Genomic DNA, 26,238 nt, shown 5'->3' on the forward strand with positions numbered 1-26,238 from the left:
TCGCGCTCGTTGTTGTGTCTGGCACCTGCGCCTGCATGAGGTCTGCGTGCACAGAAGCGCTGATAGGAGTGGCAATCCAGGATAGCATCTTTAGGTTCCCTCGTCTGAGAGCCCAAACATGACCTGCAACAGATACATCCTAAGCATCGTCTTTGCAGCGCGCACATACCTGACAAGAGCCTGTCCGTGGTAGCTGGTATCTACCAGTGCAATCCAGCTATCCCACACAACGATTGTATCCATCCGCTCCAGGAGTGCCTCTCGCCCAGTCTTTCTCCTTAGACCTTAGGATTTAAGGTCCTAAAAGCTCATCAGGCTGTCCATATCTTCCTTTTGGATATGCTGGAATGTGTGGATGTAGCTATACCATATTCCGATGGGCATTGCGCAAGCAATCTGGACACTCTAGCCAGCAAACCGGCATGCATCCCATTTCAGGAGAAAGCATATTGATGAGAATTCTTCCAAACGAAGCAAACGCTGGATTGCACATAGCAAACCCAGACAAACCTTTTGTAGAGAACTTTACCAGCTTCGGAATCCAGCCCGCCATGATATCAGCATCGCTCAGCACAGGGACTTCCGAGCCTTTAAGCTCGGAAGCCCCTGCTAGTCATCTCTCCATGCTATGCCCCACAACCGCAATAGAAAACTACTCCATGTAGCCGCCCTTGATTGCCGAAACCGCATGCTCAGTGAAAAACTTGAGCGTACCGGAGGTATAGCGGTTTGGCTTCGGCTTCCAAGCAGCGCGGCGTTTAGCGAGCACGGCATCGACCTCAGCGTGGTCCATCTCTTTGCCAGCGATACCGACGATCTCGAGAGAGCGACCGGGAATATCGATGCGGATCAGGTCACCTTCCTCGACAAGAGCAATTGGACCGCCTACGGCTGCCTCAGGCGAAACATGGCCGATAGCCGGACCCTTGGAGGCACCGGAGAAGCGACCATCAGTGATAAGTGCAATGCTTGCACCGAGCTCAGGATCGCTTGCAATGGCTTCAGTGGTATAGAACATCTCGGGCATACCGGAGCCCTTGGGACCTTCGTAGCGGATGATCACAGCATCGCCCGGCTTGATTTCATGCGTAAGCACAGCATGTATTGCATCCTCCTCGCAGTCGAAGGGACGTGCCTTGAGCGTAGCCTTGAACATCTCGCGCGGCACGACAGTGTGCTTCACAACAGCGCCGTCAGGAGCAAGGTTTCCGTGGAGAATAGCGATGGAGCCATCGGTACCGAATGCCTGGTCGAACGGGCGGATGATATCCTCGCGCTTGAGGCCCCACTTCTCAAGGTAGTGCCCGCACCTCTCGTAGTAACCATTGGCCTTGAGGTCCTCGAGATTCTCGCCGAGCGTCTTGCCGGTAACGGTCATGACATCGAGGTGGAGCATCGACTTGATCTCCTCCATGATGCGCGGCACGCCGCCTGCATAGTAGAAGAACTGTGCAGGCCACTCACCCGCAGGACGGACATTGAGCAGATAGTGAGCGCCACGGTGCAGGCGATCGAAGTCATCGGCAGTTATCTCGATGCCGAATTCACGGGCAATTGTGGGGATATGCAGCAGGGAGTTGGTCGACCCGGAGATGGCAGCGTGGACCATGATGACATTCTCGAAGGACTCCTTGGTCACGATATCACGAGGGCAGAGATTATGTTCAGAGAGCCAGACAGACTGGCGTCCGGCTGCACGAGCGAACTCGCGCAGATCCGAACTCGTGGCAGGCAGCAGCGCTGTGCCAGGAAGCGTGAGGCCCAGAGCTTCGGCTGTCACCTGCATGGTAGACGCCGTGCCCATAAACGAGCAGGCACCACAGCTCGGACAGGCATTGTGCTTGGCAAACTCGAATTCTTCCTCGGAAATTTCGCCACGCTCGTAACGGGCGGAGATGGCGCCGAGCTGCTCGAGCGTGAGCAGATGGGGACCAGCATCCATGACGCCACCAGTGACGACAATCGACGGGATATTGATGCGGCCTAGAGCCATGAGATTTGCAGGCAGGCCCTTGTCACAGCTCGCAACGAATACGCCTGCATCGAACGGGGTGGCCTTAGCATGAATCTCGATCATATTGGCAATCATGTCACGGCTCGGCAGTGAATAGTTGATACCGTCATGCCCCTGGGCTTCGCCGTCGCAGATGTCGGTGCAGAAATAGCGAGCTCCGTGTCCGCCAGCCTCGGCGACACCTTTGCGGACTTCCTCGACGAGTTCGAACAGGCCCTCAGAGCCTGGATGCGAATCTCCGAAGGTGGATTCGATGATAATCTGCGGCTTGTCGAGATCCTCGACAGTCCAGCCAGTTCCCAGACGCAGTGGATCCATCTCGGGGCTTATCTTGCGGAACTTTCCAGAACGCGGCTGAAGCTTTGTAGCCAGGTCAGCAGCCTCCTGCCGAATCTTGGATTTTGTTTCTTCTTCCATGGTTCTCTCCTCTTTCTCTAGCTTGTTTGCTAACCGATGGCTTCAATAGAAAACAGAGCACAATGCGGGCAGGCACCGCTAGGCAAAGACCGAAATCACGAGCGCGCAGGCAAGGCCGACGATACCGATAATCGTCTCCATGACTGCCCAGCTCTTGAGGGTCGTCTTTTCGTCGATCTCTAGGAACGAAGAGCACATCCAGAAGCCTGCATCGTTGACATGGGAAAGCGCAGTAGCGCCGCCGCAGATGGCAAGGCAGATAGCAGCGCGCATGAGCACGGAAGCGCCAGAAACTGCAGGAATTGCCGCCATAATGCCAGATGCCATGGTCATAGCTACAATCGAGCTACCGACGGAAGCACGGACAAGCGCAGCTATAAGAAAGCCCACAACGACAAGCGGAAGCGGAGAGCTTTCGAGCAGGGGTCCTATGATCTGGCCCAAGCCACAGTCCTGGAGCATCCAACGGATAACGCCGCCACAGGCAATAACAAGAAGAATCATGCCGACTGGCTTGAGGGAACGATCGAGCAGTGCCCTGAGCTCAGATCCAGAGTAACCACGACGAGCGCCGAGGAAATACATGGCAATGAGCGTAGCAATCGTAAGGGCGACAAACGGCTTACCAAGGAAGGAGAGGACAGACGCTACAGTCTCAGACATCGCGATGCAGGACGAAAGCGTGCCAAGAAGTATCAGACAGAGCGGCGTAAGTACGATCGCGATGACCATGCCGAATGACGGAGGCTCCTTCTCGTCGCCCACCCTTTCAGCTGCGGTGATGTGCTCGGGGACCGGTGCGAAGATGCGGCTACCGACATGGCGGCCCCATGCGATACCTGCAGCACCCATTGCGATGAATGCAGTGGGAATGCCGACAAGAATCATCGTACCAAGGTCGACGTTGAGTGTGTCAGCAACGAGCACCGAGCCAGCCGAAGGCGGCACGAACGCATAACCCGCAGCAAGTCCAGCCAGAAGGGCAATCCCGTAGTAGAGTGTGGACTTCTTAGTCTGCGCAGCAATACTGAAGGCAAGAGGAATCAGTACGACGACGCCGGCCTCAAAGAATACGGTGGTGCCGATAATCAAGCCGGTAATGCCAAGTGCCCAGCTGGAGTGACTCTGACCAAACTTCCTAATAAACGTCTGAGCGATTTCCTTCGCTCCACCACTTTCCTCGAGGATCTGGCCAAACATAGAACCCAAGCCAATAAGCAGGGCAATGTTCTGCAAGGTCGTGCCCACGCCTTTGGTGACGGTCTCCGCCACAAGGTCAAGCGGCATTCCAGCACCTATGCCAATGACAATAGCCGAGACCAACATGGAAAGAACCGGGTGCAGCTTGAACTTGATGATCAGAGCAAGCAGCAATGCGATGCCGACAACCGCTGAAACGGCGAGCCTGGCTGGATCAGCCGCGAATACAGGGTCTGCCATGTCTCCTCCAAAGTCATCAGACCTTTTAAATTCATCTGATGATTATAGCGGAAATAGAATCATTTGATATTTAAAACCGTGATTTTGGCCTAATTCATCTGATGTTTTCTCGTCTACGGTAGGTATTAAACTGCAAACGGTATATACAACACATCATTTGGCAGGCAACCGCCTACTAGTGCCGTAAGATAGCTCTGATGGATTCAAACGGAGAAGGCGACACAATGGCTCAACCAAAATCTGGACTCCCCGAGCAAGTATCGAAACAGATCATTCAGCTCATCCTAAATGAAGGCCTCAAGCAAGGCGACCGTCTGCCTAATGAGACCGTCCTCTCAGAAAAGCTTGGCGTAGGACGCAGCTCTGTCCGCGAAGCCATGAAGCTTCTCCGGTCCCGCAATATTGTGAGCATCCGCCAAGGCTCAGGCACCTACGTCTCATCAAACCCAGGAATTGCCAGCGATCCACTTGGATTCACGTTCATCGAAGACAAGCGCCGTCTCGCACGAGATCTGCTCGAAGTCCGTTTTATGATAGAGCCCCAGATGGCTGGCATGGCTGCTGAAAAGGCTACCGCCGATCAAGTTCAGAACATCAAAAAGCTCTGCGACGAGACCGAGAAGCTAGCAGCGGCCGGAGAAGACTACTCTGCCGCCGACACCGCATTTCACTCTGCCATTGCCGAAAGCTGCGGGAACATGGTAATCCCCCGGTTGATGGGCATCCTCAAGTACTCAGTGCCACTCTTCATCGATGTAACGGGAAAGCAGCTCATCGCCGAGACGATCCGCACGCACCGCGCTATCGCCGATTCCATCGCCGCGCACGATTCCACCGCTGCGCATGACGCCATGTACCTGCATCTCGTCTACAACCGCAACATCATCGTGAACGAGACCGACCAGGAGTAGCAGGTTCTGACTTGGATCCCGCATTTCGCACATCACAACTCAAATCCCAAATAAACATGATTTGAGTAGGCAATGAGCCTCAGGAGAAATGACGACTCGTGTATGATCGACAATACCTCACCAAAGAGCAACACGCCTACCTGCTTGAACTCGATGCGCTAGGGAAACGATAATTAATTCGCCTCGATGAGGTAGCTGGGGCTGTACGCTGTATGCCGCCGGCTTAAAATGTCTCGAACCACACAGTGCCCATACCCACATAGATACCTATATGTCTTCTGGATATGGTATAGCTACATCCACACATTCCAGCATATCCAAAAGACAGATATGGGCAGCCAGATGAGCTTTTAGGACCGGCAGATTGTCAAGCTGAGTGCAACATCTCCCTAAAGACCTCGTTGGCTGTCCTGTATCCAAGGACCTTCCTTGGTCTGTCGCAGATCAGCTCCACCGCATGCTGCACCTCCTCGTTTGTGACCTTTTCGAAGTCGCTGCCCTTAGGGGAAGAACTTGCGCAGGAGCCCGTTGGTGTTCTTAACTGTTAGCTTCTGCCATAGATGGTGAGGGTCGCAGAAGTAGAACTGCACGCCTCAAAGGGCCTTTGTGAGCCCTGTATGCCCTGCGAACTGCTTGCCCCTATCCGGGGTGAGCGTCTCGAGGGGACGTCCCTGCAAAAGCCCGAAGGCGGCCTTAGAGACGCTCCCGCTGTCGTGGTGGCTCTTTCCGCGGCCAAGCAGCCTCACTGCCCTGTCGGCAAGCACGAGCAGGCACATGGGCCCGGCTGCCACGAGCGTGTCGTCTGCCAAGTCTTCGAGGCGAGACCTCTCATCGGCCTGCTTGGGCCTTTCCTTTACGCCGTGTAAGATCTCGATCTTGCCTTTGGTCTTAGGCCTCTTGCTGCGCAGGTGGTGCCGCACCTGGCCTTCGGGGCCGAATCCCGACAGGTCGAGGGCGGCGGCTATGGACCTGCCGGTAAGAATAGTCGGCAGGCTCAACGACGCACCTGCCGCCACCCTCGAGCCTGAGATGTCGTCTATCTCCTCCAGGGACCAGTGTCTGTCCATGATGAGTAAGCGCACCTTCTGCGTAAGCGCAGGGTCTGAAAGCCGCCTTTTCGCCCTGTATCTCCTGCGGCGCTCATCCGCCCTCCTTTTGAGCAGTACATGCCCTAAAGTGTCCGTGCCGTGCGTTCCTCTTGAGCTTGTGGCAGACGCTGGAGCTGTCCTTGCCGATCTCTGCCGCGATATAGCCGATTGGCCTTCCCTTGTGCCATACAGCGTGGCTATGCAGTCCCTCTCCTGTAGGCTTGAGATGCTTGTAGTGGCACATTCCTTCTATCTTTCGACGTTGATTGAGACAACCAACATCGTAGCCTTCCGGAGTGTGCCACGCTTGCATTCAGCGGGCCATCCTGTTGCACTCAGAATGCTAATCTGCCACCTTAAATCCTAAGGTCTAAGGAGAAAGACCCGGCGAGAGGCACACCTGGAGCAAATGGATGCGATCGTTGTGTGGGATAGCTGGATTGTTCTGGTAGATACCAGCTACCACAGACAGGCTCTTGTCAGGCATATGCGCGCTGCAAAGACGATGCTTTAGACGATGCTTTAGATAATATGAAGTGACCTCACATTAGTAGCAACGTGGATTTGCCGCTATACGATAGGTGTTTAACATAAAGTAAGCTGGTTTACCACATACAAAAGGAGATCACTAATGAATAGAGTACTCAAAATCGCAATGGATGTCCATAGTTCGAATTACACTTTGTGTGCAATGGAGCCTGTGGTTGGGGCAGAGGACAGGGTCTTCGCCAACATCCAGGTACCCCCTGATTATAAAAACGTTCTCCAATTTATTGAGAACCTTAAAAAGAAACTTGGCCTTACCGATACTTATTCTGTTGAATGCGGCTACGAAGCCGGATGTCTTGGATACTCCTTATACCATCAGCTAACGAACGCCGGTGTAAAATGCGTCATTCTTGCGCCGAGCACAATGCTAGCCCCTCAGGGCAAGCGGGTGAAGACGGATGCACGTGATGCCAACATGATCGCCCAGTGTCTTTGCTATGGCGGGTATCATGCGGTTCATGTTCCCACCGATAAGGATGACTCTGTAAAAGAATATCTCCGTATGAGGGATGACCACAAACTGGCACTCAAGAAGATCAAACAGCAGATCAATGCTTTCTGCCTGCGTCATGGCTTCTTCTATGATGGCAACAAATGGACAATCAAGCACTGGAACTGGCTGAAGACACTTGAGGTGGATGATCTGCTGCGCGAGACCCTCGACGAGTATCTGGCATCCTATAAGGAACACTCATCAAAGATCGAACGCTTCGACAAACGGATCGAGGAACTTGCTGGCGATGATGATTACAAGGAAAGTGTCAAAAAGCTTGGCTGCGTTGTCGGTATAAAGACTCATACGGCACCTTCACTGATTGTAGAGACCGGCGATTTCAGTCGTTTTGCCAAAGGCAATACCTACGCTGCATTCCTCGGGCTTGCGCCGGGAGAATCTTCCAGTGGAACAAAGATCCAACGTAGCGGAATTTCAAAAGCTGGCAACAGTCATCTTCGTACGCTTCTCATTGAAGGGGCAAAAGGAATCTGCAAGGGACAGATCGGACATAAATCCAAGGAACTGCGCTGCAGGCAGGACGGAAATACAGCTGATGTCATTGCATATGCTGACAGAGCAAACACAAGACTTCGAAGCAAGTATTACCGGATGATCCGCCATGGGAAAAAAAGAAATGTAGCGGTTGCTGCAGTTGCCAGGGAACTTGCCTGCTTTGTATGGGCAGTGATGACAGGCACTATCGCTTTCAGAGAAGCCTAAAAGAAGGCAGCATGAGTAACATCTGGTCCATTTGTCTGTCAAGGGTGCTACGCACCGCTTACGCGGCAAGTCCTGTGACAGCCATCTGTCCATGATGTCTATGGGCAGCCAAGGCATAAATCCACAGGAATCTGCGGATTTATGCAGTAATAGACAAAGTAAATACCTGACAGCATCTGGAGGAAGCTGTGATCACTGTAAGGTTTAAGCCATCCGCGTCCATCCTATGTTGGCACTGGAAACAGTAATCCACGCTTTTAGATCGCAGGGCTCACGGCAAAACCATTAGCCTGTTGGTAGCCAATCCACGTATAACAGAGTGGCCACATGCCGGGAACTGTTAAATCAGAGCTCTTTCCAGATGCTGTCAGAGAAACACAAATGTGGCTAGCCAGGGGGGAGGAAAATTTCCTGAAATTGCCTCTTGACAACGGTCACTTCATAACAGGATGTAGCCTGCTTTAGGTCATGTTTGCTCTCTTAAGACGAGAGAACCTAAAGATGCTATCCTGGATTGTCGGTCCTAGTGGCGCTTCTGTGCACGCAGACCTCATGCAAAAGCAGGAGCCAGATGCAACGACACTTGCGAGGATGCGCCATAGCCTTAAAGCGAGAGGAGTTCGGCAAGGCTATGCTTCACGACCTGAACTTAGAGCTCGAGAAGGCAGGGACCACGGCGCGGGGCGGCTCCATGGTGGACGCGACCTTCACCTGGGCCTTAAAGCTCCACAAAGAACAAGGACCATGCGCGCGACCCTTAAAGCGCACCAGTCCAAGAAAGACTAACTATTAAAAGTCAATCATGAAATTACGATTTTTCGAATGAAACGCGGAGACGTGTTTTAGATAGATCAGTACCTTGAAAACTGCATGACGAACAGAGTCTCGGGAATAGGGCTCTAAGAAAAGGCTATGGGTTGTAAGATTTACGCTGCCTGGTATTCGCTATGGGTCAGCTCCATCCGGTAGATGGTTCTGACTAGCTTCTTTGCCACGTGCGACAGGGCGACATAGAAGTGCTTGTCCTCAGCACGCTTTCTGGCCAGATACAGGCCAAACCGCTCGTCCCACTTGGAGACGTATATAGCGGCGTTGAAGAGGGCGAAGCGGAGGTATTTGGAGCCTCGTTTCTCCATATGGGCATAGGTGGATGTCAACTGCCCGGACTGGTAGGTAGATGGCGACATGCCTGCATAGGCAAGGATCTGGTCCGCATTGTCAAAGCGGTTGAAATCGCCAATCTCGGCCAGGATCATGGCTCCCATCCGGTAGTTGATGCCGGGAATTGTCATGATCGGAGAGCTACTCTTGTCCATAATCTTTCGAATGGAAGCTTCTACTTTTTCGATGTCGGCAGTCAGGGCATCGATCTGGCGGATCGTCTGCTTGAGTTCTATGGATCTTACAGACATCTCTGATCCGACAGAGGATCTGGCCGCATTCCGGATCTCGATCGCCTTCTCTCGGCCATACCGGCCACGGGAGGCATCACAGAGCAGGGACTTCAGATGTGTGAGGTTGGCATTGGCAACACATGACGCACCGGGCATTTCTTCAAGCAGGCGCTAGACGGTGTTCATGTGAAGCGTTGGGACGAGGCCTTCCAGTTTGGGGAATACGATGTTCACCAGCCTGGTGATGGATGTCTTCAGCGTCGCTCTCCTCTGGATGAGATCAAAGCGGTATCTGGTCAATGACTTCAGCTCTTCGCTGGGGTAAGATGTATCCGTGTAGGGCCTGAGGGTCTTATCAGTCACAAGCATTTCGGCAATGGCGCGGGCATCGACTTTATCCGTTTTCGTCTTTCTAAGGCGCTGACCTTTTCTGTAAAGATTTGTGTGAAGTGGATTGATTACAAAGGTGCGGTAGCCTCGATCAAGAAGCGAGCCCAAGATGTTGTAGGAATAGTGGCCGGTAGCCTCGAGCCCTACTTTTATCTGGGACAGGTCTTTTGAGGCCGTCTCGATTCTTCTGAACAGCTCATCATAGCCTTCGCGATTGTTCCGGATGGTAAAGACCGGGAACAGTTCTTCAGCGTCCGGACCAAGAATGCAGCAGTCGTGCTTGTCCTTGGCGACATCGATTCCAACGTAGATCATCTTTAAGACTTCCTTCAAAGAAGCGGCTGATTGTTCTGATGCTGTCGTCAGACCACAGGGCTTTCTGCCAATCGTATCCTCGTTCTACATAAACCGTCATGCGGTATCTAACTGATCAACAATGCAGCAAAGAGGCTGTGGCTGGAGCCCCTCTAAAACCGTCGAGCGGTAGGGGAGCAAGACCACTCCACAGCATCTGATGACAATGTAGCCGTTTACCAGGAACAGGTAAAGGAAAGCTACCACTTAATAATACGAGGGGGAGCCTGGCGTATCGGATACAAGGCGCATATCGGCGTGGACGTCGAAGGTGGCCTTGTGCATGGTGTGGAGACGAGCGCCTAGAATGTATCTGACATATCCTGTGGCACACGTACTCGTAAGGGAAGATGACAGGTTCTGCTGCGCAGACTTTAGGCTATAGAGGTATAGCGAAGCGCCCTTAAGGACGCATAAAGACCCACACCTCTCATCTATGCGCTAAAGTGTCGCTAAGAAAGCCTTCGACCATAAAGGGCCTTGCCTGTGCACTCTTTACCGAGAAGGGCATCGAGTCCAGGAAGGCATCCGGCCGCTCAAAGGTAGAGCATCCCTTCCTTATCGTGAAGCGGCGCTTCGACCCCTTAAGGAAGCGCTACAGAAGGATAGAGAAGATCTCCTGCACACTCAAGTCTTTCTCGCCCGTACAAACCTTACCCATGTGCATCTTTTGCCGGCAGGCTGCACCTCCCGGCTCCCGGAGTCGCTTGATCTGTCTTGGAGCCTTATTGCGGTGCATGCGGCAGGACAAATGTAAGGATAGCGACTTCTGCACGTGCTGGATGGGCAACCTTTTCTGCCTTTCCCGCATGCCGGCCGCGAAAAAGTTGTGTGGTCGGTCCCCTTTAACACGTTATGGGGCATTAATCATCGTTTCCCTAGATGGACTGCCGCTCGCCGCCAGCATTCAACGGCCCGGTACTGTCGACTAGTGGCGGGCTCCATGGTGGGAGGCGCGCGTCATGCCACCGTTGCGCCCACACGCTTGGAGCGTTACGGAGAGGTTTCCGGACGCGCCGCCACGCGTGATGCCACCATACGCGGCGCCCCTTGCCCCTATGCACAATGCTATCTTACCCCATATGGAGCGAGGCGGCATTACCCGGCCGAGGGCCAAGCCTCAGGGGTGGGTCATCAAAAGCTGCGCGTCCAGAGCCACGCGCCGTGTCTATTTGTACTTGATAATTTGGATGACGCTTCCTACCTGCAGGGCGGGAACCTTGCTCTTTTCGACGTAGATGGTCCCGGCCATGCTGGCGGCCGTCTCGCCCGTGAAGCTGATTGTACAGTGCCCCAGCCCCTTGAGGGTGACGGGCACCTCGGCACCCACCGACGTGATCTTGAAGAAACCGTCATCTACCCTCAGGATGTCACCAGCTGCAATGTCACCGTCAATGGGATTGACGTTTACCAGGTAGCAGTAGTCCTTGAGCTCTGCCGGTGCGCTAGCACCAAAGATGATGAGCATGTTGGCGACACGGAAGTCCTGGACGTGCTCGCCGACCGCCAACACCTTGTTCTCGTAGATGACCCTCATGAGCATTCCCCTCTATTCACGTTTCCGCTCGCATGTGAGACTATGACTTAGCTGTACAGGCTGATTGATGCCAGGAAGGCGATGCCTACACGAATCCACCCCGTTAAGAAGCGAGAGTACATAACTGACAGGACGCCAACCTCGATAGTCTCGGTTTCCGCCTCAGCCAGCCCCAGGCCGACAGGGATGAAGTCGCAGGCGCACTGGTTATTGATGGCAAACAGGGCCGGCAGCGACATCTGTGGGGCAATGGCGCCCTTACCAATCTCGGTACCGATAAGCGTGCCAATGATTTGGGCAATGACCGCGCCAGGGCCGAGTAGGGCGGACAGACCGGGAATGGACACGATGATGCCGAGCACCATGAGACCAACGGGGTTGCCCGCGAGTGGCGTCAGGACGTTGGCGATGAGGTCGCCGAGGCCCGTGCCGTTGATGATGCCCATGAGCATGGCGACGAATGCCATGAAGGGTAGTAGCGTAGTGATGCAGGTCTGGATGGCGTCGCGGCCGGCCTGGTAGAGCGTGTTGATGAACTTGCCGACACCCATACCAATGGCAGATAGCCAGCCGTTCTCCTTCTGCGGCGTGTTGGCCATGTAGTCTTTGTCGGCCTGCGCCTTCTTGACCTGGTCGGTCGCGGAGGCTATCTTGGCCGTGGGCTCTGGGGCAGCCACCTCAGAAGAACCGGACACGGAATTGGATGTCGAATGTCCAGCCTCAACCTCGCTGGCCAGCGAGACGCAGCTTGAAGTCACAGCCGAGACATAGATGTCCTTACGGATGTACTGCGCCAGCGGGCCAGACTTCCCCGTCGGCATCACGTTGATGGTGGGGATACTCTTCTGCGGATAGATGCCGCAGCGCAGGGTCCCACCACAGTCAATGATGACACAGGCAATCTGCTCCTCGGGGCACGAGGTCTTGAAGCCGTTGACGGCCTCCATGCCCGAGAGGCTGAGGATCGTCTGAAGGCACTCGGGCTCCGCCCCACCACCGACGATGTACATGACCTTGTTGCGCTCGGGCGTGGGCTTGATGACCAGGGGACCGCCCCAACCGCCGCTGCCGGCAACAACCTTGATAGCATGAAGCTCTGCCATGATAGCTGTCCTTTCTGGCTCTATGCTGCCTCGACACCATCACCGATGGTGTCAGTATGAACGTTGTGTTCGTCAAAGGTCCGCGCCAGACGCACGTGCATCTGCTGCTCGACAATCTTCGTCGTGAACTCGGTCGACCAACCGGAGATGAAGTTGGCGACGAAACCCACGAGCATGTAGCGCACGGCAAGCTGCGAGGTGTCAAGGCCCAGTGCGGTGATGCCCGAGGCGATACCCAGATAAATGAAAATCTCCTGGGGGTTGATGTGGGCAAAGATGCCGCTGTTGGTATGACAGTGGTACGAGGCGGCAGCATAGTAGGCCGGCTTGTAGAACTCCGGGAGGAACTTGCCCATGGAGAGCGCCATAGGGTTGCAAAGCATGATCGCCGAGATGAAGGGCAGCACGAAGTAGCGCGTGACAGGGTTGCCTCCCGCATGGACCGCAAACTTGTTGACGCGCTCCTTCCCGATAAACGCCACGAGGGAGTTCATGAAGACCAGCAGCACCACGATGAGGGGAATGATGCTGGTCACCCACGACGTGAACTGATTGCCGCCAAGCTGGAACAGGTTGATGAACCATGAGCCGGCGGCAGAGATTCCAGATACTACATCCATAATGCGTCTCCTTTCAAAACATGCTTATGGACTTGATTGACAAACGTGCAGGGCAGCCCCTATTGCATGCTCTTTGTCTTGCTGTGCCCTAGACCGTACGGCACCAGCGCTTGAAGGGCCGCGCCCGCACGCCTGAGGGGTGAGAGGGTCTCAGGCAGTGGCTCGCCATTCGTGTAGATCTGATACGTATGAGCCGCGTCTTCCAGGGCCCTGCAGAGGTTGCGATGCCCCCTCTTGGGACCATCCTCCCGCGTGAGGCTTGTGACCAGCCGTCCCTCAAAGCCGGGAAGCGGCTTGACGCGCGCAAACGATGTCACGCCCTCCAAACACTTCCCCTCTTGGATGCACCCGCCGTCATCCACTAAAAACATGACGATGGCGCCTGCGTTGAAGCCCCCACTCTTGCGTCCACAGACGACCTTGCCCCGCTTCCTCATGTCCGAGAATGCACGCGCGAAGTTCAGCATCTGGCGATAGGTGAGCAGAAGCTGCGCGGCAACGGCCAGGACTACAATTAGAGCGATTCCAACCATACTTGCTCCTATATTCACTGCGTTGCATTTATTGGCCTCATATCGGATGCTTTTAGATGCAATAGAGAATCTCCGGTGGCAGGAATGTCTTCATACTGCCTGAAGAGCTATGCGGCTCGTAAAGGAGATTGGTATCCTGTCCCATCTGGAGTAGATCGCAGATAAGCTGGGCGAAGGCAAGCTTTTGGCTTGGGCTTCGCATCTCTTTTAGAAGCGTGCAGATCTAAATGGCTATAGCGGGGAGTCCGCCAGACTGGCTTTGTAAGGAGATACACCTATGCTCTTTGCAGGTGTGGATATCGCAAAGGTAGACCACCGAATCGGAACCATCGACAACAAAGGGAAAGATAGGTGCCTAATCTCTTTCAGAAGTACCAGCGAAGGTTTGGATAGGTGCTCCTCGTGGGCTAGAAAGTCTGGCAGAACCAGAATTGGATGGCCTGCCACTCGTATCTTGTGGAAAAGGGATAGGCAGTGTGTGTCCTTGATCCTGTGCATGTAGAAGCTCTACGCAAACTCAAGGGCTTCGCAGGGTCAAAAATGATACAGCCGACAGCTCTCTCATCGCAAAGACCCTGCCGTGTAGGTGAGGTAAAGCCAACGAAGCTTGCAGATGATACTCTATAGGCTCTGCGATTCTTAATGCGTTTTTGTCAGTCCCTAAAAGAGGTGTAGGCTATCTGCCTTTTGGATTCTCATTTCCCGAAGTGCGAGCCGCTTTTCACTAACATCTTCAGCGTCCCTTCCTTGGCACCTATTGCAGATGACTCGCTGCCCGAAAAGATCTTCCACATACATACTGGCACTTTAGGCAAATCACACGGGGCGCCTTGGTGAGGCTAAAGCAATAACAGCGAGGCAACCAAAAACTCCTGTGAGACACACCTTGGGAAGAAGGCTGTGGGTTTTAAGATCAAGCACTGTATCTTTGAGATCGAATATTTGGAAGGCGACATCAAAGACACCGACAAAGCAATGATAGAAGAGCTGCTATGTAAGGTGGAGCCCTCATCATCACTATCCTTGGAGTCTTGTCACAGGTAGGGTTCACACAGCTACAAAGACAGGTGATGTGTCTCGGCCTAAGGGCAGCTCTCAGATCGTAAACTACGCCGGGCTGACCCACAGAGCGAATCGATCCGGCAAGCTTGAGGCTAAAGGGTTGCCTATCACCAAAGCAGGGTCTTCCTACCTGAGACGCGCTCTGTGGCTTGCTGCAGCAGCTATATTCCTAAGCTCAAAGAGTTCTGTAGAAAGAAGCGATTACTGAGGCAAACCCTATAGGGTGGCTATAGCTGCCGTGGCAAGAAAGCTCTGTCTCATCATCTTTGCCGTGATGCGAGACAAGGTGGCCTACAACCCGAACTGTTTTGTATCAATCAAAAAACTGCATACTTTTGTTTGCTGCTGTGCTTATGTTTCACAGCTGCTTCATCTATTGCGCCTAAAAGCATTCGATATTCGACTGTCAAAGTGCAACTAATCCAACACTTACAAAAACAATCTTTAGACATCTCTCCAAAAGATCATGGTTTTTTACTTGACTTCATATAGCTGGTCTCCTTCCTCTATCTCATGAAACATGCGGATTGAAACGTGTGCACCCTGGCGCCCGTACAAACAGCCGCAAGGACGAGCCCCGGAGGCCACACGGCCACTCAGGCCTGAAGCGCCTGTCGTGCCTCTCTGAAGTCACACGACTGGGAAAGCCGGTCGACCATACGCTGGTCCTGAGCGACCGAGACTATCTCGTCGTAGTAGCGTATAATATCCGCCCCACTTAGATCGCTACGAATGGGGGTTCCCAGCAGGAAGACGACCTCTATAGCCCCGCCGCCATAGCTGACGGGATGGTGAAAAACACCAAGCGCCAGCACCACGGCGTGACTTGTACTTTGCGCGCAGTGCGGGAGGGCGACGGAGGTTCCGAAGATCGTGGGCCGCTGTGTCTCACGCTCGCACAGCCGGTCAGCAAAGCCCGCGTCCAGCTCGCCGGCAGCCGTCAGGTTACGCACCATGCCCATAACGGCGGGCAGGTACCCGCCCTGCGCGCTCAGCACGAAGAAGTGCCGCTCGTCCAGATGACTCGCAATGGCCACGTGCACACCAGTCGTCGCAAACGACAGCGGTATAGCCCACGAGAGAGAGCGCTGTATGCGCCCCGCAAGCTCGACGGGATCGAACACCTCGTTGATCAACAGCACCGGCACGGCAGTCTCGAAGGGCAGCACCGTCGTGCTGAGAACGATGTCAAACTTCTCGAGCACGGGAGCCGATACCTCGGAGCGTGTGAAAAGCGACACCTCCGCCTTGCTCTCGTCAAGCGAGCGGCGCAACTGGGACTCTATGAAGAAGGCCGTAATGCGCTCTGAGCCGCCCACGATGGCGATGCGCGCGACGCGCCGTGAGGAGCGGCGCTGGTGCTCCAGGATGACACTTAGGTACTCAGCTAGGTATCCACGCTCATCATCGGTCAGGGGAAGGCCAAGACGCTTGTCCAGAACCTGGCTCGCTATGCCCGTGGCCTCCCACTCCAGAGGGTAGTGACTCCGCATGTCCTCGACCATCGGGTTCTTGAGGCGAATCGAGTAGCGCAGGCGGTTGAGCATGGCCTTCAGGTGGTATAGGAACTCACACGTTAGGTCGCCAAGCGAAATCGGAACGTTAAGGTCGTCCGATATGGCCTTCACGAGGCTCTGAGCAAGTGCTAAGATATCGGTGTCAAGCTCGACGGGCATGACGTCAGATACGTCCCCCGGGACCCGCGCGCCCATGACGGAAAGGGCGACGAACACCCGCTCGTTCTTGGGATAGGTGCACCCTGTGACCGCCCCAATCTCGCTCACGAGCGCGTCGACAAGACCAAACGCGACTCCCTCGAAGACACCGTGCGCCAGATTGCCAAGGCTCCGTATGGTGTGGCCACCAGAAAAGCGATCCACCATGACCGTGCTGTAGCGCATGAGTGCTGTGAGCACATTCTGCTCGGAGGAGATGCGCCGTGCCCCCGCGCGCACCACATTCGCCACTGCCTCGGGAAGTTCCTTGTCCCCATAGGCGGGCTCAAAGGCCCTCTCAATCGCATAGAGGCGAAGCTGTATCTCATCCCCGTCGAGCCAGAGTCCGCTGTTGGGCTTTCCCAATATGGAGATGCCATAAGGTGCCGCGTCCTGCTTCAGCTGGCGTGTGACGGTCGTAAGGGTGCTCCTGCTCATATGGAGCTTGTTGGCGAGCACCTCGGTGGTGACGGGGCCGGTGGCATGCAGGAGCAAGCCAAAGAGTCTGCCCTCTCGCCACTGTGCACTATCTTCGCGGGCGGGCTCCCCTGCTTTGAGCAGGCCTGCCAGCTTCGACGCATAGCCCTGAGAGTCATACACGAGCATGTTGAGGACGCCTTGGTGCGCTTCCAGCGATGCCGTGCCATCAAGCAGCTCGTTCAGCCGCGCGACATCATCGCGCGCCGAGCGGACGCTCACGCCCAGGCGCGCCGCAAGCTCCTCGAAGGTTCCCGTTGAGTTCTTGGCGAAGTAGCTGGCTATAGCCACGATGCGATTGTTGACTATCGGGCTCACAGCCGCCGTCCCCCCCCCTCACATGCGCACGCCAACGTGCCCTATGCCACGATTCCGCCGAGCGTGACGCCTAGCCGCGCGACTTTCCTCCCGAGACGTTGATAGTGGTGCCGGTGATGTAGCCTGCACGGTCGGATGCCAGGAAGGCGACCGTCCAACCCACCTCGTCAAGCTTGCCGGGCCTGCCGATGGGAATTGACTTCTTATAGTCAGTGTTAAGTTTGTCGGGCGTGGTGCCCCGCGTGTAGGCAAGCGCCTCCTCGTAGGCGGGCGTCCTGAGGCCGGTGGCTTCCATGATGTCGGGCGCCACGGCCACGACGCGGACACCGTGCGGGCTAATCTCCTTGCCCCATGACCTCGTAAAGGAATCGACAGCGCCCTTGGTCGCCGAGTACGCCGACTGGCCGACCGAGCCCTCCTTGCCGGATGCGGACGACATATTGACAATGACTCCCTTGCCCTGCTTGATCATCTGGCGTGCGCAGGCCTGCGCGACGAGGAAGAGCCCCTTGACGTTGACATTGAACATGAGGTCGAAGTCCTTGACGTTGAGCTCATACTCGGGCCGCTCGCCCTTGACGTCAACGAGCAGGCGTGGCCTGTTGAGGCCGGCGTTGTTAACCAGGATATCGATGGAGCCGTACCTGTCGATGACTGTCTTCGCCATGGCGTTGACGCTGTCAGGATCGGCGACGTTGCACTTGATGCAATACATGCCCGCGAGCTCTTCGCCCGTCTCGACGGTGAGGTCGGCAACCACCACTGTGGCCCCCACCGCCTTGAGCACCTCGGCCACGTGCTTGCCAATGCCCGACGCCGCGCCCGTCACGATTGCGACCTTCTCCTCAAGCCCAAGCCACTGCTTTTCCACGGTACGTTTCCTTCCTCTTCGATACGCCTCATGCAAGGCCCCCTTGTCCGGGAGCCTCGTTACCCGTGAATATACCTGCGGCGTTGCCACGCAATAGCGTTGCCCTTCGCAGCCATACTGCAGACGGCTGAACGAATGGCACAGCTGCGCGACCAGCTCAGCCATGCGGTGCCCTCGGCCGTGCGGCGGCTTCAGCTGCGCGATGGACCCTGCGTCCCCAAATCCTTAGCAGGCTTCTCGAACTTTCTTTAACATGTCTCCTGGCTTGCGTGATTCCCCAGATTGCGATATTGGGCCGAGAGGAGATACGCAAACTCGAGCTACCTCATCTTGGGTGCTCTGGGAAACTCGTTCTTCAGCTCATGGGTGTAGGAGCGACTGTGACGCGTTAGGATGTCATAGCTCATCTCGCAGCCCTTGCTCGTCTCCTGCGGCAAGGTCTGCCTAATCTCGGAAGGAAGCTCCTTGGCAGGGGCGTAGTCACCCTGCTCCAGGTAGAAGTTGAATTTCTTGACGATTGGCTCATGGCACTGGTGCACGGGAACCCGCGTGCCAAGCAGCTCCGCTATAGGGCGCCCTGCACGTTCACCGCCGCCCCGTTGGACGTATGCATTGAAGCGAGCAATCTCCGTGCCGTAGCGCCCGAACACGAACGACGGGAGGCCCCTCTAGAGATACCAATCGAGGAGGTCGAAGTCTCCTATCGCAAAGAGGGCATCCGCCTTTGCTCTGACGACGTAGCGTAGCAGCGATGTCACCAGGTCGTAGACGATGATGCCCACAAAGACCGCAACCAGCGCAATCGTGGTGGCTGTTCCGCTCATGGCACCCCCAATCACCCGTGCCCGTCAAAGCTCCGGCACCGTGGCAAGGGCGTAGTCCTCCGCCTCCGTGCTCCAGATGCCATGCGTCTTCGCAAGGATGGCTCCCAGCTCGGAGGCCGAGCCTATGTCAGACAGCTCGCGCAGTGCAAGGCGCTTGTACGTATAGACGAGTCCCTCCCCGCCAAGCTCGTCGTGCTCATGAACTGCTTGTCCAGGAGGAATTGATCTGGACCCCACATTCCGCACACCGAAAACGGAATCGCGAAATAGTTCGATTCCGTATGACAGCGGGCTCCGAGAGGATAGGAGTTTCGTATATGATCGATGGCAAGTTCACGAAGGAAGAGCACACCTATCTCATCTCGCTCGACGCGCTGGACGAGCTCAGGGCAAGATCGCTCGTCTATTTGAAGCACTTCAGGGAAGAGTGCATGTGACCTGTGTCGATATTTCGGACGGCGGATTAGCATTCTAAGTGCAACAGGATAGCCCGCTGAATGCAAGCGTGGCACACTCCGGAAGGCTACGATGTTGGTTGTCTCAATCAACGTCAAAAGCTAGAAGGAATGTGCCACTACAAGCATCGTAAGCCTACAGGAGAGGGACTGCATAGCCGAGCTGCATGGCACAAGGGAAGGCCAATCGGCTATATCGCGGCAGAGATCGGCAGGGACAGCTCCAGCGTCTGCCACAAGCTCAAGAGGAACGGCCGCTACGGACGCTTTAGGGCATGTACTGCTCAAAAGGAGGGCGGATGAGCGCCGCAGGAGATGCAGGGCGAAATCAGACCCTGCGCTTGCACAGAAGGTGCGCTTACTCATCATGGACAGACACTGGTCCCTGGAGGAGATAGACGACATTTCAGGCTCGAGGGTGGCGGCAGGTGCGTCGTTGAGCCTGCCGACTATTCTTACAGGCAGGTCCAAGCCATCGCCCTTGACCTGCCGGGATCCAGCCCCGAAGGCCAGGTGCGGCGCCACCTGCGCAGGAAGGGGCCTAAGACGAGGGGCAAGATCGAGATCTTACACAGCGTAAAGGAGAGGCCCAAGCAGGCCAATGTAGGCTCGCGCCTCGAAGACTTGGCAGACGACACGCTCGTGGCAGCCGGGCCCGTGTGCCTGCTTATGCTTGCCGACAGGGCAGTGAGGCTGCTTGCCGCGGAAAGAGCCACCACGACAGCGGAAGCGTCTCTAAGGCCGAGGTCGGACTTTTGCAGGGACGTCCCCTTAAGACGCTCACTTCCGGATAGGGGCAAGCAGCTCGCAGGGCATGCAGATGTCACAGATGCCCTTTGAGGCGTGCAGTTCTACTTCTGCGACCCTCACCATCTATGGCAGAAGCTAACAGTTAAGAACACCAACGGGCTCCTGCTAGAGTTCTTCCCCTAAGGGCAGCGACTTCGGTAAGGTCACAAACGAGGAGGTGCAGCATGCGGTGGAGCTGATCTGTGACAGGCCAAGGAAGGTCCTTGGATACAGGACAGCCAACGAGGTCTTTAGGGAGATGTTGCACTCAGCTTGACAATCTGCCGTGGCAAAGAAAGACCTCTCTACGGCACTATCGCACAGGTGCCCTAAGCGGCTGCAGGAGAGCCTCACATCGTTTCTCTTAAGCCCACAGAGCAGACAAGCCTAAGAGGTGTATTGGGCACCTTTGTCTGAATGAAAGACTGCATTTTCTGCCACATATCCTCGACACTGAGCCACTTCCAGTGCGTCTACCACAATATCGGCTCCTGTTCTATCTGACAGCGATCAAGCCCACCACCATGTAGGTGTTCAGCTCTCACACAGCAAGAAAGATAGAGCCAGCCCTTTTCTGTGGAGAGATAGGTAATATCTCCAACAAGCTTATAGGTGGAGTCAGGGCTTGTTAACGCCGGGAGATAATCGCCACCTAGCGCCGGGGGATTCTGGCCGTTTCCAGCCGGACGATATTCGCCAATGTACCGGCATCCGGAAATGCTATCTATGACTGCGCAAGGGGCCCCGAAGCCTCTGCACTAGAGGCCCATCGTGCCGGAGCCCCTCTGCCTCACTGCCTCCACAGAATAGGTGTCGAGCCCGTATCCCCTGTAGCTGGGGCCCCGCATCATGAAGACTGAGGCATCGTCGAAGAGCCGGTCGAAGGCGCACAGCAGCGCATCCTCGCCCGTGAATGAGCCCTTCCAGTCGCCCGGGGACATGTTGCTGGTGAGTATCATCGTGCTCGGGCCATTCTTCTCGTAGCGGCGCTCGACGCGAAGAACATGTCGGTGCATGCCCTGTCGAATGTGCACCTGCCAATCTCATCCACGATGAGGCACGACGACTTGACGAGGGCCGCCACCTCCCGCTGGACGGACCCGCGCCCGGCTGCCCTGGAGAGCCTGTCGCGCAGCTCGCTTGCCTTGAGACAGTAGGTCTTCAGCCCCTTCATGCAGCATTCGCGCTCATATGCCTGTGCGAGGTGTGTCTTGCCGATGCCCTCGGGGCCTATGAAGGCGATGTTCCTGTGTGCAGGGAGCCTGTGGAGCATGTCCGCATCGCGTCTCTGTATCCTTGTGAAGTCAAAGCCCTCAAACGTCTTCGGCTCCTTCGACGACAGCCTGCTGAGGCGCAGCAGCGTGTCCACCGTCTTCTGCCTCTTCCGCTCGGCGAGATAGGAGAAGAGCGTCCTGACCGCAGCGATCTCGCTCTCGCCCATGCCCTTCTCGGATGCGAGCGTGGCAAGCTCCTGCACCGGGACATGGATGTCTATGGAGGCAGCGGCCTCGGCACTGTCCGAAAAAACGATACAGGTCAGTCCTACGTCAGAGGCTCCTGGCAAAGAAGGCTGTGGCTTTTTTAGGAACTCGTTCTCGCTCTCGAGCTCGTGTATGTGCCTTCTCGCTGCGTCGAGCTCCTTCTGCTCGTCTGTCCTCTCCTGGGTAACCTTCCCGGTCTTCGAGTACTTGAGGATCCAGTCGTTCAGGGTCTTGTCGTTGATCCCGAGCTCTGCGACGCACTCTCTGATGCTCTTCTTCGGATCGGCCTTACGTGCCTTCCTGTAGTACCCGACGGCCTCGAGGCGATACTCCTGCGTGTACTGCCTGGGAAGCCTGTTCCTATCCCTGGACTTTGCCTTCTCGATCTCGCTTGCGCTTACCGACATCTCATCGCTCCAATCTGCTGGTGTTGGTGGGTGGGCATTTGGGCAGAGGATAACCACTGCCAGTCCCTGCTGTCCCCCTGTCCACCAAAAGATTACAGCGCACTGATTACAACCTATCTCCGAAAGGGCCAGATGCCACAGCTCAGCTTCTCTATCGCAGCAGCGACCGCGTCATCCGTACAGGCGCCGATATGCCACGTCGCAGCTGCCGCAGCCTCATCAGTCGCATTCGAGACCGCGACGGAGTTCTCTACGGCGTCGAACATCGTAAGGTCGTTGTTCGCATCGCCGAAGACGACGACCTCGTCTGTCGTGCAGCCCAAAGCCTCGCAGAGCACCTCGATGCCACGTCCCTTGTTCCAACCAGCAGGCATGACATTGAGATAGCCAGGAAATGCCAGATCGAAATCGAGTCCCTTTGCTTCTCTACTCAGAGCATCGACAAGCTTCTGCGTCTCGGGACGCGTAATGCCGGTACGGAATATGTTCGCCTTCGTAATCGTTCCGTTGGGCAGCGTGTCTCTCATCTCAGCGGCCTCGGCATATGCCGGGAAGGACTCAGAAAGCTCTTCCCGTGTCCCGCGCACGATATAGGACTTTCTGTCCTCGAAGCAAAGAAACCCACACCCCGGATGATACTCGAGCACATCCAGAAGGCCCGTAAGGGCCTCGTGACCGAAGTATTCATGATGGATGCAGGTGCCCTCAAGATAGATCTCGAGGCCGTTCGTGGTCACAGCTGTGGCACAGCACGCCTCATCTCCCGAAAACATCGGTGCGATCCAGCTTCTGGCCCTGCCTGAAGAGGGGCCTATCGGTATCCCTACAGAAAGCGCCTTCCGGAATGCCTCATGCGTCCTTGCACTCACGGTCTTTGCCCCCTTAGGCAGGATCGTGCTGTCCATATCGGAAAGGATGAGGCGGCACTTGTACACGCTGCCATCCTGTGTAATCTCTTTCACTGCATCTTCTTTCTGCTCGTGCCTCTCAGACATAGCCCAGATGTGCCAGTGCATGGGCAACCCCGTCGTGATGCACATCGTCGGTCACAATGGTTGCCACTTCCTTTGTTGTAGAAGACGCGTTACCCATGACCACTGCGATATCGGCTGCACGCAGGAGTGGGATATCGTTTTCCGAATCGCCGAAGGCAAGCGTGCGTCCGACGGGTCCGCTCTCCTCTTCTAGCGCAAGGACGAGGTCGTGTGCCGCCACATCCTTACCGACACCGGGGCACACAAGCTCGTAGTAGTCGGGAGCGGACTGGTAACAGGTAAAGTGAGTCTGGAAGAAACTGCTCTCGCGGTAGTGCCCAAAATCAAAGTAGCGGAAGGCCAGCTTTCCCGCCTCAAGAGAGGGCAGAACAGACTTCAGATCCTCCATGCTCTCGACCTGCTCCGCATGCCACTCGAAGCCGCACCGCTCACCCGCGAAGGCCCTCCCCTCGGGTCCGCTGGAAAGGATCCCCATCTTGTGGCAAAGGGCTTCGGCAAGCGCTTCCGCAAGATCTGATTCCGGGATGAAATGTGCAGAGACGCGCTTCCCATCCAGGAGAGCCAGAGCCCCATCGAAGCAGAGCATACCTCTGAACGGCAAATCCTTAAGGCAGGCAGGAATGCCCTGAGGGGCCCTTCCAGTAGAAAGCAGGGCGACATTACCGAGCTCGCAGAAACGCCTGATAGCATGCTTCGAGACTTCGGTGGCCTCGTTTCCCCAGCCGGTCTTCGGGTCCCGCCATATTAGCGTATTGTCGATATCAAAGAATGCCATATCCATCCGCGCGCTCCCTCGCCTCTGCGTTCCCCCAAAGTATACCGGGTCAAAACATCTCCCGTCCGCTCTCATGCGGACCCCACTAAACAGGGGGAAAGGCCCCCAGAAACACGACACTTTCGGAGCGTCACGTTTCGGATGCCTTTTGGTTTTGGATATCTATATGGGTATGTAATAGGCTAGCCAACGTTGGTTGGCACATCCTGTACAGGAAAAGGAAGCGAGGCTCAAGATGACACAGGTGTATTCGGAGATCGGCCGCCTCAGAAAGGTGATGCTCCACAGGCCCGGGCGCGAGTTCTGCCAGGTCCTTCCCTCGCAGCTCCAGGGCATGCTCTTCGAAGATACACCATATCTGGCCGGAGCCCAGAGGGAGCATGACACCTTTGCCAAGATCCTAACAGATGCCGGCGTCGAGGTCCTCTACCTCACCGATCTCATGAAGTCCGCTTTCAAATCGCCGAAGGTCCGCTACGAATTCGTCTCGGAGTTCCTCGAGGCCTCCCACATCATGTCTCCGGCACTCTTGGAGAGGCTCGAGGACCTCTACCTGCGCATGTCGGTAGACGAGCTCGTCGAGACTGTGCTCTGCGGCATCAGGAGCGACGATCCGCGCCTGGCCGATGTGACCTCGTTCGGCAACCTCGGCACCCGAGAGGCGGTCTTTGCCGTCTGCCCACTCCCGAACATCTACTTCATGCGCGACAACTCGATCTCGCTTGGCCACGATGTGATCTACTCCCATATGGAGAAGCATGTCCGCAAACGTGAGGCGATTGTGCTCCGCTATGTACGCCAGCATGCGAAGGCCTTCCAAGGAGAGCAGGAGGAAGACCTCTACGACCTTTCGTTTCCTCAGCGCATCGAAGGCGGTGACGTGCTCGTCCTTTCCAACCATTCTGTTATCATCGGCTGCTCAGAGCGCACGAGCCCCGTCTCGATCGAATACATCGCCCACAGCCTCTTCGAGCGTGGTTACACCGAGGTCTATGCTTTCGATATCGGCATGCACCGCTCCTCGATGCATCTCGACATCTCGCTCTCGATGGTCGACGTAGATACATTCCTCTACAATCCCCTGATCGATGGCACAACGGACATCTACCGTCTTTTCCCGTCACCTGCAGGCGTCGGCTATGACTACGTCGGCAAGGACTGGCACCGAGCTCTTGCCCAGGCGACAGGAAACCCCGATGTGCGTCTCATCCCCTGCGGCGGCGACAACCCCGTGGATACGGAATGGGAGCTCTGGAACCTCGGCGCCAATGTCCTGGCGATAGCTCCGGGCGAGGTCGTAGGCTACGAGCGTACGCCGATCACACTCGACCTCCTCGACAAGGCAGGCATCACGGTCCATACCTTCCCGTCAGGCGAACTCTCGCGTGGGCGTGGCGGCGCGCATTGCATGAGCATGCCACTCGTACGTGACCTTCTGTAAACAAGATATACGCAAGAAGAATCTGGACGCCCTAATAGAGGCCGAGCGCCTTCTGGTGCTTGCAGGCGTTCCAGAAGATTGCATACGCCTCGGAGCCGGCCCCGGACGCCATCGGACGCGTCCCGACCGCACCACCAGAAAGGGGCTCGCCCGTAAGGTGCCCGGAGAGCCCTCACTTGGAACCCTGGACATTTTCCCGGATCCAGGGAAACGATGATTAATTCGGCTCGATGAGGTCGCTAGAGCCACACGCTGTATGCCGCCGGCTCAAAATGTCTCGAACCACGCAGTGCCCATATCCACATAAATGCCTATCTGCCTGCGGATATATTATAATTACAGCTACGTATTCCAGCATATCCAAAAGGCAGATATGGACAGCCAGATGAGCTTCGGGGACCTTAAATTCCAGGGTCAAAGTGTGTTTAGTCAAGCCTGAGTTTGGGTCCTAGGCAGATTCTCCTTTCGGGTCTCATCACGAAATATTTTCGGGTTCCGTCACGGGCGCGCCGCATCTCTTTCTACCTGCCGGACTTGCCGAGCATGAGGCTCTGCTTAAGCCTGTGGCTGGGCCCGCCGAACTCCACGAGCCTGCCCGTGGTGGACCACCCTGTCGACGATGGCTGCGGCGAGCTTGTCGTCGGCGAACACTGTGTTCCAGCGGCTGAATTCGACGTTGGTGGTGAAGATCACGCTTCTCCTCTCGTAGCTTTCCGATATGACCTGGAAGAGCAGCCTTGCTCCATCGACGTCGAACGGGACGTATCCGAACTCGTCGAGTATGAGCAGGCGCGCCTTTAAGATGTCGGCGAAGACCCTGTCGAGCGTGCCCTCGCGCTTGGCGCGGCCGAGCTCGCAGACGAGCTGGGCCACGGCCATCATGGTGACCGCCGTGGCCATGTGGGTCTTGCCCCTGCCCGTCTGCCCGTAAGAGGACAAGGTCTTGCGCCGCGCCGACGAAGCCGAGTAAGAGCATGTCCTTTCTGCCCCAGCTGTCAAAGAAGGAGACGTTCGTCCAGTCGAAGCCATCTGCTGACTTCGGCACGGGGAAGCGGGCCTGCC

Annotated in this window: 25 protein-coding genes and 2 pseudogenes; 7 read left to right on the forward strand and 20 right to left on the reverse strand. The window is 55.9% G+C overall.

Translation table 11 applies throughout. From position 1 onward, the window contains the following. Window positions 1-90: 90 nt before the first annotated feature. From J4859_RS14780 to J4859_RS14790, 3 genes are all read right to left on the reverse strand, one after another. Window positions 91-243: a hypothetical protein gene (locus J4859_RS14780; RefSeq protein WP_212331087.1), complete on the reverse strand. Its 153-nt coding sequence runs from the start codon at window positions 241-243 to the stop codon at window positions 91-93. A 409-nt stretch (window positions 244-652) separates the two neighbouring features. Next, entirely contained in the window at window positions 653-2,431 is a 1,779-nt protein-coding gene (gene ilvD, locus J4859_RS14785) for a dihydroxy-acid dehydratase (RefSeq protein ID WP_212331090.1), read from the reverse strand. A gap of 78 nt (window positions 2,432-2,509) precedes the next feature. Next, entirely contained in the window at window positions 2,510-3,871 is a 1,362-nt protein-coding gene (locus J4859_RS14790; protein WP_212331092.1) for a GntP family permease, read from the reverse strand. A 224-nt stretch (window positions 3,872-4,095) separates the two neighbouring features. Between J4859_RS14790 and J4859_RS14795 the strand changes: the two genes are divergently transcribed. Next, the gene (locus J4859_RS14795) at window positions 4,096-4,782 is read left to right on the forward strand and encodes a FadR/GntR family transcriptional regulator (protein WP_249113678.1); all 687 of its coding nucleotides are present in this window, start codon (window positions 4,096-4,098) and stop codon (window positions 4,780-4,782) included. A gap of 593 nt (window positions 4,783-5,375) precedes the next feature. Here J4859_RS14795 and J4859_RS14800 read toward each other — a convergent pair. Both J4859_RS14800 and J4859_RS14805 read right to left on the reverse strand, forming a co-directional pair. Further along, window positions 5,376-5,849, reverse strand: a complete 474-nt coding sequence (locus J4859_RS14800) for a hypothetical protein (RefSeq protein WP_212331098.1) — start codon at window positions 5,847-5,849, stop codon at window positions 5,376-5,378. A 73-nt stretch (window positions 5,850-5,922) separates the two neighbouring features. Beyond that, entirely contained in the window at window positions 5,923-6,114 is a 192-nt protein-coding gene (locus J4859_RS14805) for a hypothetical protein (protein WP_212331101.1), read from the reverse strand. A 411-nt stretch (window positions 6,115-6,525) separates the two neighbouring features. Here J4859_RS14805 and J4859_RS14810 point away from each other — a divergent pair, with 411 nt between their 5' ends. Both J4859_RS14810 and J4859_RS14815 read left to right on the forward strand, forming a co-directional pair. Next, on the forward strand, window positions 6,526-7,635 hold the full coding sequence (locus J4859_RS14810; RefSeq protein WP_256436889.1) for an IS110 family transposase: 1,110 nt from the start codon (window positions 6,526-6,528) through the stop codon (window positions 7,633-7,635). A 571-nt stretch (window positions 7,636-8,206) separates the two neighbouring features. Beyond that, window positions 8,207-8,428 carry a hypothetical protein gene (locus J4859_RS14815; RefSeq protein WP_212331108.1) on the forward strand — a complete coding sequence of 74 codons (222 nt, stop codon included), beginning with the start codon at window positions 8,207-8,209 and terminating at the stop codon, window positions 8,426-8,428. 133 nt (window positions 8,429-8,561) lie between these two features. On the opposite strand, the gene J4859_RS14820 is transcribed toward J4859_RS14815, so the two are convergent. The 6 genes from J4859_RS14820 to J4859_RS14845 all read right to left on the reverse strand — a co-directional run bounded on the left by J4859_RS14820 (window position 8,562) and on the right by J4859_RS14845 (window position 13,566). After that, window positions 8,562-9,185, reverse strand: coding sequence for a transposase (locus J4859_RS14820; RefSeq protein ID WP_212331111.1), 624 nt, complete (start codon window positions 9,183-9,185; stop codon window positions 8,562-8,564). Between the two features lie 15 nt (window positions 9,186-9,200). Further along, window positions 9,201-9,734 carry a transposase gene (locus tag J4859_RS14825; protein ID WP_212331114.1) on the reverse strand — a complete coding sequence of 178 codons (534 nt, stop codon included), beginning with the start codon at window positions 9,732-9,734 and terminating at the stop codon, window positions 9,201-9,203. A 1,207-nt stretch (window positions 9,735-10,941) separates the two neighbouring features. Further along, on the reverse strand, window positions 10,942-11,310 hold the full coding sequence (locus J4859_RS14830; protein WP_212331117.1) for a PTS glucitol/sorbitol transporter subunit IIA: 369 nt from the start codon (window positions 11,308-11,310) through the stop codon (window positions 10,942-10,944). A 47-nt stretch (window positions 11,311-11,357) separates the two neighbouring features. After that, a complete protein-coding gene (locus tag J4859_RS14835; protein ID WP_212331120.1) occupies window positions 11,358-12,413 on the reverse strand; it encodes a PTS glucitol/sorbitol transporter subunit IIB in 1,056 nt (351 codons plus the stop codon). 20 nt (window positions 12,414-12,433) lie between these two features. Then, the gene (locus J4859_RS14840; RefSeq protein ID WP_212331123.1) at window positions 12,434-13,033 is read right to left on the reverse strand and encodes a PTS glucitol/sorbitol transporter subunit IIC; all 600 of its coding nucleotides are present in this window, start codon (window positions 13,031-13,033) and stop codon (window positions 12,434-12,436) included. A 59-nt stretch (window positions 13,034-13,092) separates the two neighbouring features. Then, window positions 13,093-13,566, reverse strand: a complete 474-nt coding sequence (locus J4859_RS14845; RefSeq protein WP_212331125.1) for a transcriptional regulator GutM — start codon at window positions 13,564-13,566, stop codon at window positions 13,093-13,095. Between the two features lie 1,069 nt (window positions 13,567-14,635). Between J4859_RS14845 and J4859_RS18005 the strand changes: the two are divergent. Next, window positions 14,636-14,836: pseudogene (locus J4859_RS18005) on the forward strand (transposase); the annotation flags it as partial. A 388-nt stretch (window positions 14,837-15,224) separates the two neighbouring features. Here J4859_RS18005 and J4859_RS14855 read toward each other — a convergent pair. The 5 genes from J4859_RS14855 to J4859_RS14875 all read right to left on the reverse strand — a co-directional run bounded on the left by J4859_RS14855 (window position 15,225) and on the right by J4859_RS14875 (window position 19,070). Next, the gene (locus tag J4859_RS14855) at window positions 15,225-17,111 is read right to left on the reverse strand and encodes a BglG family transcription antiterminator (RefSeq protein ID WP_212331133.1); all 1,887 of its coding nucleotides are present in this window, start codon (window positions 17,109-17,111) and stop codon (window positions 15,225-15,227) included. Window positions 17,112-17,208: 97 nt separating this feature from the next. Continuing rightward, window positions 17,209-18,009: a sorbitol-6-phosphate dehydrogenase subunit gene (locus J4859_RS14860; protein WP_249113680.1), complete on the reverse strand. Its 801-nt coding sequence runs from the start codon at window positions 18,007-18,009 to the stop codon at window positions 17,209-17,211. A gap of 320 nt (window positions 18,010-18,329) precedes the next feature. Then, window positions 18,330-18,659, reverse strand: a complete 330-nt coding sequence (locus J4859_RS14865; protein WP_212331136.1) for a hypothetical protein — start codon at window positions 18,657-18,659, stop codon at window positions 18,330-18,332. An 18-nt stretch (window positions 18,660-18,677) separates the two neighbouring features. Then, a complete protein-coding gene (locus tag J4859_RS14870; protein ID WP_212331138.1) occupies window positions 18,678-18,833 on the reverse strand; it encodes a hypothetical protein in 156 nt (51 codons plus the stop codon). A 24-nt stretch (window positions 18,834-18,857) separates the two neighbouring features. Beyond that, a complete protein-coding gene (locus tag J4859_RS14875) occupies window positions 18,858-19,070 on the reverse strand; it encodes a hypothetical protein (protein ID WP_212331140.1) in 213 nt (70 codons plus the stop codon). Window positions 19,071-19,399: 329 nt separating this feature from the next. Between J4859_RS14875 and J4859_RS14880 the strand changes: the two genes are divergently transcribed. After that, window positions 19,400-19,591 carry a hypothetical protein gene (locus tag J4859_RS14880; protein WP_212331142.1) on the forward strand — a complete coding sequence of 64 codons (192 nt, stop codon included), beginning with the start codon at window positions 19,400-19,402 and terminating at the stop codon, window positions 19,589-19,591. 12 nt (window positions 19,592-19,603) lie between these two features. Beyond that, window positions 19,604-20,128, forward strand: a complete 525-nt coding sequence (locus tag J4859_RS14885; protein WP_212331144.1) for a hypothetical protein — start codon at window positions 19,604-19,606, stop codon at window positions 20,126-20,128. A gap of 707 nt (window positions 20,129-20,835) precedes the next feature. On the opposite strand, the pseudogene J4859_RS18010 reads toward J4859_RS14885, so the two are convergent. The 3 genes and pseudogenes from J4859_RS18010 to J4859_RS14905 form a co-directional block, all read right to left on the reverse strand. After that, window positions 20,836-21,965 (reverse strand): annotated as a pseudogene (locus J4859_RS18010) (ATP-binding protein). Between the two features lie 113 nt (window positions 21,966-22,078). Continuing rightward, the gene (locus J4859_RS14900; RefSeq protein ID WP_212331147.1) at window positions 22,079-22,960 is read right to left on the reverse strand and encodes an HAD hydrolase family protein; all 882 of its coding nucleotides are present in this window, start codon (window positions 22,958-22,960) and stop codon (window positions 22,079-22,081) included. Next, on the reverse strand, window positions 22,953-23,741 hold the full coding sequence (locus J4859_RS14905; protein WP_212331149.1) for an HAD hydrolase family protein: 789 nt from the start codon (window positions 23,739-23,741) through the stop codon (window positions 22,953-22,955). Before J4859_RS14905 ends, J4859_RS14900 begins: the two co-directional genes overlap by 8 nt. A 229-nt stretch (window positions 23,742-23,970) precedes the next feature. On the opposite strand from J4859_RS14905, the gene J4859_RS14910 reads away from it, so the two are divergent. Continuing rightward, complete coding sequence (locus tag J4859_RS14910) at window positions 23,971-25,176, forward strand: arginine deiminase family protein (RefSeq protein WP_212331151.1); 1,206 nt, start codon at window positions 23,971-23,973, stop codon at window positions 25,174-25,176. 555 nt (window positions 25,177-25,731) lie between these two features. Here the strand turns inward: J4859_RS14910 and J4859_RS17310 are convergent. Beyond that, complete coding sequence (locus J4859_RS17310; protein WP_305852673.1) at window positions 25,732-26,115, reverse strand: ATP-binding protein; 384 nt, start codon at window positions 26,113-26,115, stop codon at window positions 25,732-25,734. Window positions 26,116-26,238: the final 123 nt, after the last annotated feature.

Source organism: Atopobium sp. oral taxon 416, assembly GCF_018128285.1.
Classification (GTDB): Bacteria; Actinomycetota; Coriobacteriia; order Coriobacteriales; family Atopobiaceae; genus Olsenella_L.

Coding starts and splice junctions, on each gene's coding strand:
- J4859_RS14780 (WP_212331087.1), bottom strand. CDS start 243: ATGGATACAATCGTTGTGTGGGATAGCTGGATTGCACTGGTAGATACC.
- ilvD (WP_212331090.1), bottom strand. CDS start 2,431: ATGGAAGAAGAAACAAAATCCAAGATTCGGCAGGAGGCTGCTGACCTG.
- J4859_RS14790 (WP_212331092.1), bottom strand. CDS start 3,871: ATGGCAGACCCTGTATTCGCGGCTGATCCAGCCAGGCTCGCCGTTTCA.
- J4859_RS14795 (WP_249113678.1), top strand. CDS start 4,096: ATGGCTCAACCAAAATCTGGACTCCCCGAGCAAGTATCGAAACAGATC.
- J4859_RS14800 (WP_212331098.1), bottom strand. CDS start 5,849: ATGGACAGACACTGGTCCCTGGAGGAGATAGACGACATCTCAGGCTCG.
- J4859_RS14805 (WP_212331101.1), bottom strand. CDS start 6,114: ATGTGCCACTACAAGCATCTCAAGCCTACAGGAGAGGGACTGCATAGC.
- J4859_RS14810 (WP_256436889.1), top strand. CDS start 6,526: ATGGATGTCCATAGTTCGAATTACACTTTGTGTGCAATGGAGCCTGTG.
- J4859_RS14815 (WP_212331108.1), top strand. CDS start 8,207: ATGCAACGACACTTGCGAGGATGCGCCATAGCCTTAAAGCGAGAGGAG.
- J4859_RS14820 (WP_212331111.1), bottom strand. CDS start 9,185: ATGCCCGGTGCGTCATGTGTTGCCAATGCCAACCTCACACATCTGAAG.
- J4859_RS14825 (WP_212331114.1), bottom strand. CDS start 9,734: ATGATCTACGTTGGAATCGATGTCGCCAAGGACAAGCACGACTGCTGC.
- J4859_RS14830 (WP_212331117.1), bottom strand. CDS start 11,310: ATGAGGGTCATCTACGAGAACAAGGTGTTGGCGGTCGGCGAGCACGTC.
- J4859_RS14835 (WP_212331120.1), bottom strand. CDS start 12,413: ATGGCAGAGCTTCATGCTATCAAGGTTGTTGCCGGCAGCGGCGGTTGG.
- J4859_RS14840 (WP_212331123.1), bottom strand. CDS start 13,033: ATGGATGTAGTATCTGGAATCTCTGCCGCCGGCTCATGGTTCATCAAC.
- J4859_RS14845 (WP_212331125.1), bottom strand. CDS start 13,566: ATGGTTGGAATCGCTCTAATTGTAGTCCTGGCCGTTGCCGCGCAGCTT.
- J4859_RS14870 (WP_212331138.1), bottom strand. CDS start 18,833: ATGAGCGGAACAGCCACCACGATTGCGCTGGTTGCGGTCTTTGTGGGC.
- J4859_RS14880 (WP_212331142.1), top strand. CDS start 19,400: ATGTGCCACTACAAGCATCGTAAGCCTACAGGAGAGGGACTGCATAGC.
- J4859_RS14885 (WP_212331144.1), top strand. CDS start 19,604: ATGCAGGGCGAAATCAGACCCTGCGCTTGCACAGAAGGTGCGCTTACT.
- J4859_RS14900 (WP_212331147.1), bottom strand. CDS start 22,960: ATGTCTGAGAGGCACGAGCAGAAAGAAGATGCAGTGAAAGAGATTACA.
- J4859_RS14905 (WP_212331149.1), bottom strand. CDS start 23,741: ATGGATATGGCATTCTTTGATATCGACAATACGCTAATATGGCGGGAC.
- J4859_RS14910 (WP_212331151.1), top strand. CDS start 23,971: ATGACACAGGTGTATTCGGAGATCGGCCGCCTCAGAAAGGTGATGCTC.